The sequence below is a fragment of the Methylobacter sp. BlB1 genome, from assembly GCF_015476545.1.
Lineage (GTDB): Bacteria > Pseudomonadota > Gammaproteobacteria > Methylococcales > Methylomonadaceae > Methylobacter.
Map to the genome: position 1 here is coordinate 1 of NZ_JADMKV010000119.1, position 5,343 is coordinate 5,343.

Here is a 5,343-nt window from a genome sequence, read left to right on the forward strand (position 1 = left end):
TGCGGCTCTCTCGATATTAACTGATGTTACGCAGTTAGTTGAAGTTAGATCGATCAAGGCGAAATCCACTGTAGGGTACGCATCGCGTACCCTTCCGGACTTGCGGTGTGCCGAAAAGCTCTGAACAGGTACGCGATGCGTACCCTACGAAGATGGGAGACTCCAAGTGCTGGCCAGCCTCGCTGGTTCCCGCGGTCCTTCGTGGGAACCGATAACGGGAAAAATCTTCCGTGCGTAACATCAGATATTAAAATACCTTATCCGATTATATTTTATGAATATGTGCTGAGGCCACAACCAGTATTATTCAATATTCATTATGAAAAGACTGTAAAGTAGGCCTTATTAAGCATTGCTAAAGTCGATTTTCTGCCGCAACCTTCGTATGGATATAAATAACTCACGTTATTGCGCTAGCTAAGAATTTCTTAATAATTCCGAAATAAAATTAAGCAATAATGGTTTCTCTCTGGAGTTAGCGATTCTGATTGTCCTTCGGAGTTGCCGGACTTACATCAACCGAGTTTAAAGCAATTCTAATTTCTGGCAGGTCAGTTGGAGCGTTATACCTCGTAACCGGCTCTCTCAGTGCGAATTGATGAGAGATTCCAGACGGTTCTTCAAAATACCGGGACATTGAAGACTGCGGCCAGTTTCTGCATGGGAAGCCTGCTTGAAATTGAGGAGAGTGAATACAAACTCTCCATGCCGGTTAATCAATGACTAAATAGACAGTTGGATATGGATAAGATGAAGTCGGCAGGCAGGATTTATGGAGAGTCAATGAGATACAGCAAACTTGCACAACCTGAAGTACAGGCAAACCGGCGTAGCCAGATGCACAGCGATTCGTTCAAGCACGCTCACGTATTAAGGAAGATCAAACCCTTTGACTGGGGCGACAGCAGATTAGGCATCAGGCGGGACGACATTGATGTTTTTAAAGCGGCGGCCCAGGTCTTCAATCACATTATCCTGGTCAGAGCGACCAATCCCGAGTCGTTGAAATACATCGGCAATAAGAATATGTATCCAAAGCCGATAGACTGCAAGGCAAAGACAGCCGATTGCGACGTTTATATACCATTCGCTTCCGGCCACATTATTCATGCAAAAACCGCCGGCCTGGTGGTTGATCCTACCTTGACGGGGGCGCAGGCTTTTAAGGATGGAAAGTATGCAAAAGCTGTCGAGGCCTGGGATGAGTTTCTTAAAGATAAAACGCCCCTTGAAAAATCAAAAAAAATATTTAAGCGGTATGGCAGCGAAAAAGGCTGTTTTGCCGTGGATACCGACATCAACAGTGAATATTATGGCTGCCTGATGATTTCCAGGGAAGATGCGCCTGCCAGTTTTGATGAGGCGGCAGTGCCGAACTGGAGAAACAGCCATGCATGGATGGATGGCGCCAAGCATTCTACGTGCATGCAATATATACACGGTGATTATGATTTATACGCGCTGCTTAATCTGGATAATCCAAACGAACGCCATCTGGAAAATGTAGTGCATGGTGTCAAGCACTATTACAGCCCGAAGCTTGAGGCGATTCAGGATTTCATTAACAAAGGCATCGGTACGCCCATGATCCAGCATGGTGACCAATTTCGCTATAAGCACCAGAGCGATAAAATCTATGCTTTCTATCCGAATAACAGCGTATATATCATTGACGAATCAACAGCTTCAATTGAGGAAATCTTTGAGATTGTCTATGGCGTCAATTGAACTCAAACGAACAAAACGCATTAACGAAAAATAAAGACCGCATTGACATTGAGCGCAACACGGGCTCAATGCATTTCCCCTTTGAATAGCATAAAAATAGATCTTTATTGCCGGGGCAAGCCTTTAAAAAACTATCATGCTGTTGATACTGCCACTATCTGCGGAGCCAATTGCTGCTTCAGCGGTACGGACAATTTTCTCCCTCCGCCAAGACCAATAATCATAACAACATAAAGTAGGATGATTGCAGTGCGGCTGGCATTAATCCCGGTTACAATTAAGATATAGCGGTTTAATCAAGCAGATATAAGACCCAAATATCATGAAATCTAATGAACGGCTTGCAGCCAAGAAAAACAAGCGACGAAAACAGACAAATCCGAGCAGTGCCTTATCGTCGGCGATTAGCATGCACCAAAAGGGGCATTTTGGTGAAGCCGAGAAAGTCTATAGATCAATTTTGAAAAGCCAACCGGACAATCCTGATGCTCTGCATTTCCTGGGGGTGCTGCTGCATCAGACCGGCCAGAGCGACAAGGCCATCACCAGCATCACTCAGGCGCTCCAGATCAATCCGTTCTACCTGGACGCCTGCAATAACCTGGGCAATGTCTACAAGGAGACGGGCGACATGCAAAAGGCGGCCGAAACGTATCGGAAAGTGATCGACATGATGCCCAATCATGCCAGTGCCTGCAATAATCTGGGCGTTGTGCTAAGAAATCTAGGCGAGTACGAGGAATCGGTGCATGTATTGCTGAGAGCCGCCGAGCTAAGTCCGGGCAACGCCGATGTCTTCCAGAATCTCGGCAATACTTATCAGGAGCAGGACGAATACTACGAGGCGGCAGCCGCCTACCAGCAAGCCATTGCTATAAAACCTAACCATAAATACGCTTATGAAAGTTTGTGGCGGATGATGTTAAAAACAGGTCAGCCCGAGCAGGCCAGAAGCGTTTTGCAGCGCTGGATCGAAGCCGATCCCGAGAGTCCGATTGCGAAGCATCATCTTTCCGCCCTTTTAGGCGAAGACATTCCCGACCGGGCTTCACAGGCTTACATACAGGACATATTCGACAAGTTTGCGGCCAGCTTCGATACAGTGCTAAACGGGCTTGATTATCGGGCGCCCGAGTTGGTCACGCAGGCAGTCTCCGTGCTTTTTCCCGAGCCCCGACAGGAGCTCAGAGTGCTGGATGCAGGCTGCGGCACCGGGTTGTGCGGGCCTTTGCTGCTGCCGTATGCCCGTACACTGGTCGGAGTTGACCTGTCCTCCGGCATGCTGAACAAGGCAAAGGGGCGCAATGTCTATGACGAACTGATCGAAGCTGATCTGGTGGAATATTTAAGACGGTATAAAGCCTTATTCGATCTGATCGTTTCTGCTGATACACTGGTTTATTTTGGCGAGCTCGGTCCTTTTCTGCAGGCTGCCGCGCATGCGCTGAATGCAGCGGGTAGCCTGGTTTTTACCGTGGAAAAGAGCAATGAAGACAGTGGTAACGGCTTTAAATTAAACCCTCATGGCCGTTATGCGCATACGCATGATTATATAAAGGCTGCCTTGACGGCTTCGGGCTTTGATATGTGCGCGGCGGACACGGTTGTGCTGCGCAAGGAAGCAGGACAGCCAGTGATCGGACTGCTGGTGACGGCTGCTTTAAAATAGATTTTGATCAGCAAGGCAATCTGAACGGCGGATGTGGAGTGGCTTTGCCGTTATGGAGGCAATGATACTGATCGGAGCAGCCTTATCTAATCGTGTTGATTGCTGGATGTAAAAGCAGCCACAGGACTTTGGATAACCGGAGCTATGCGGGCAGGGGGACAAGTGGCTGCTTGCTGGCCGGATATTTCCTTCAGTAGCTGGAAATCGGATATGAACTAACAAAGAAGTACTCAGTCACATTAAGGTAAAACAATAACAGGAAAATTGTCTTTTCTCAGCATTATGATGGTGCCGAGTAAGTATGATTTTATTTTCGTGGAATTAACCTTGGAGCGATTTTAGCTCCTGCTTATGTTGATTCGGTGCCTTGAGAGATATTTCCTTGTCCGGAAATATTTCATTGCTGCTTAAAGAAGAAGGCGCCATTTATCTAAAGTATTAAGGAGATATTTCATGTTGAAAAAAAAACTGTTTATGCCATTCCTGGTATCTTTGTTCGTCGCTTTCTTTTCTTCCATTTCCTACGCTCAATCTGAATCGGAGCAACAAGAAGAAACTTTTAATACAAATCCTAAAGAGCTAACCGGTAGAATAGGAGATGTGCCTGTTTATTCTCATATCTATGGCGCTGATTTCATGACTGAGCAAGAGCGGTGCAATTATTTACTGAAGCTGGATAGCATGAAAACTAAGGAAGAAAGGGATGCGTTTCGGAAGCAGCATCACGAAAAAATAGACATGCTTCGCAAAGAGAAAGGCGGCTAATGAACGGATTGTTGATCAGCTTCCTGCAATACGGAGGCTGGATATCGCAGATTGGGCGAAGTACTCGCCGATTATAGGGTCGGCGAGCAGAACCGATGTTTATTCGGGACAACTAAAAATCCGGCTCGAAATCTCCGCATAGATTTTAAGTATCGCTTCTTTTGGTATTTTAGCCAGCCTGGTCAGTCAATTGCTCTAAACGATAGATCTCTGTTTGCGAGGAGTGAATAGACCCACTATTCCAAGACCGAACAACAGCAACGTAAGAACAGTAGGTAGTAGAGCCAGCGTAAAAATGGCGGGGAGCGACACAGTTGAAGGATGGCTGGCTGACATATGCAACGTGCCGCTTTCGCTTAGAGCCATTCGATTTTGGTAACCTTTAGCAATAGCATAGTAAAAATTCGCATTCAGATAGGTCTCAATAATGTCACCATACGAATTATTATATTGCCCGTTATCAGAACTAAAAACATCACTGTCATTATAGGTTGCATAAAGGTTATGCGCTGTGTCGATGCTATCAGCATCCATATCTGTAATTGCTCTGGATAAGTCAGTTAGACTGAATGAGAAGTAACCATAGCAATCATTATTAGCGCTATATCGTGAGGCACAAGCTATGACGGTAGCGTTGTCAAATTCACTGTCGAAATGATCAAGAGTTTGCGCTGCTTCAAGGCGATCGTTAGGCTCGATCTTGGTCATGGAGTTGGCTTGTGTACCAGTAACGGATACCAGAAAAATCGCTAGTAAAATCTCTGCTCTGAATGTCTTTTTCATTATTCTTATTGATGCCCGTCTTGATTAACATCACATACTGAATATTATTTGCGCTGCAGTACTGGTAATAGGCTAACCTGACAGATACAACAAGAGAAATAACTATTTGCTATAGAGCTTCAGTATGAGTATTGAAAGATTATCAAAAAGTACGATTGAGTTCAAAAATATCATATAGCGCAGGCTATTACTCAACCATTCTAAATGAAGCGATAGGTATTATCGGGCAGATGATTTTTAAGCCGCAAGTAAGCCTCGACCACCGGATAGCTTGAAATATTAATGTTATACTAACTAATGTTACGCAGTTAGCTGAAGTTAGATCGATTTAATAAATTGTGTTAGTTACTTGCTTTTAACAGCCTGTGTAGGCTGGGTTGGAGCTTTAGCGGAAACCC

4 protein-coding genes are annotated in these 5,343 nt (G+C 45.3%); 3 read left to right on the plus strand and 1 reads right to left on the minus strand.

Annotated elements, in window-relative coordinates; translation table 11 throughout:
• Positions 1-783: 783 nt before the first annotated feature.
• The 3 genes from IT781_RS21280 (at position 784) to IT781_RS21290 (ending at position 4,162) form a co-directional block, all read left to right on the plus strand.
• Positions 784-1,728: a hypothetical protein gene (locus IT781_RS21280; protein ID WP_194972177.1), complete on the plus strand. Its 945-nt coding sequence runs from the start codon at positions 784-786 to the stop codon at positions 1,726-1,728.
• Positions 1,729-2,050: 322 nt separating this feature from the next.
• On the plus strand, positions 2,051-3,397 hold the full coding sequence (locus IT781_RS21285; protein WP_194972178.1) for a tetratricopeptide repeat protein: 1,347 nt from the start codon (positions 2,051-2,053) through the stop codon (positions 3,395-3,397).
• Positions 3,398-3,850: 453 nt separating this feature from the next.
• On the plus strand, positions 3,851-4,162 hold the full coding sequence (locus IT781_RS21290; protein WP_194972179.1) for a hypothetical protein: 312 nt from the start codon (positions 3,851-3,853) through the stop codon (positions 4,160-4,162).
• A gap of 195 nt (positions 4,163-4,357) precedes the next feature.
• On the opposite strand, the gene IT781_RS21295 is transcribed toward IT781_RS21290, so the two are convergent.
• On the minus strand, positions 4,358-4,945 hold the full coding sequence (locus tag IT781_RS21295; protein WP_194972180.1) for a hypothetical protein: 588 nt from the start codon (positions 4,943-4,945) through the stop codon (positions 4,358-4,360).
• Between the last annotated feature and the right edge of the window lie 398 nt (positions 4,946-5,343).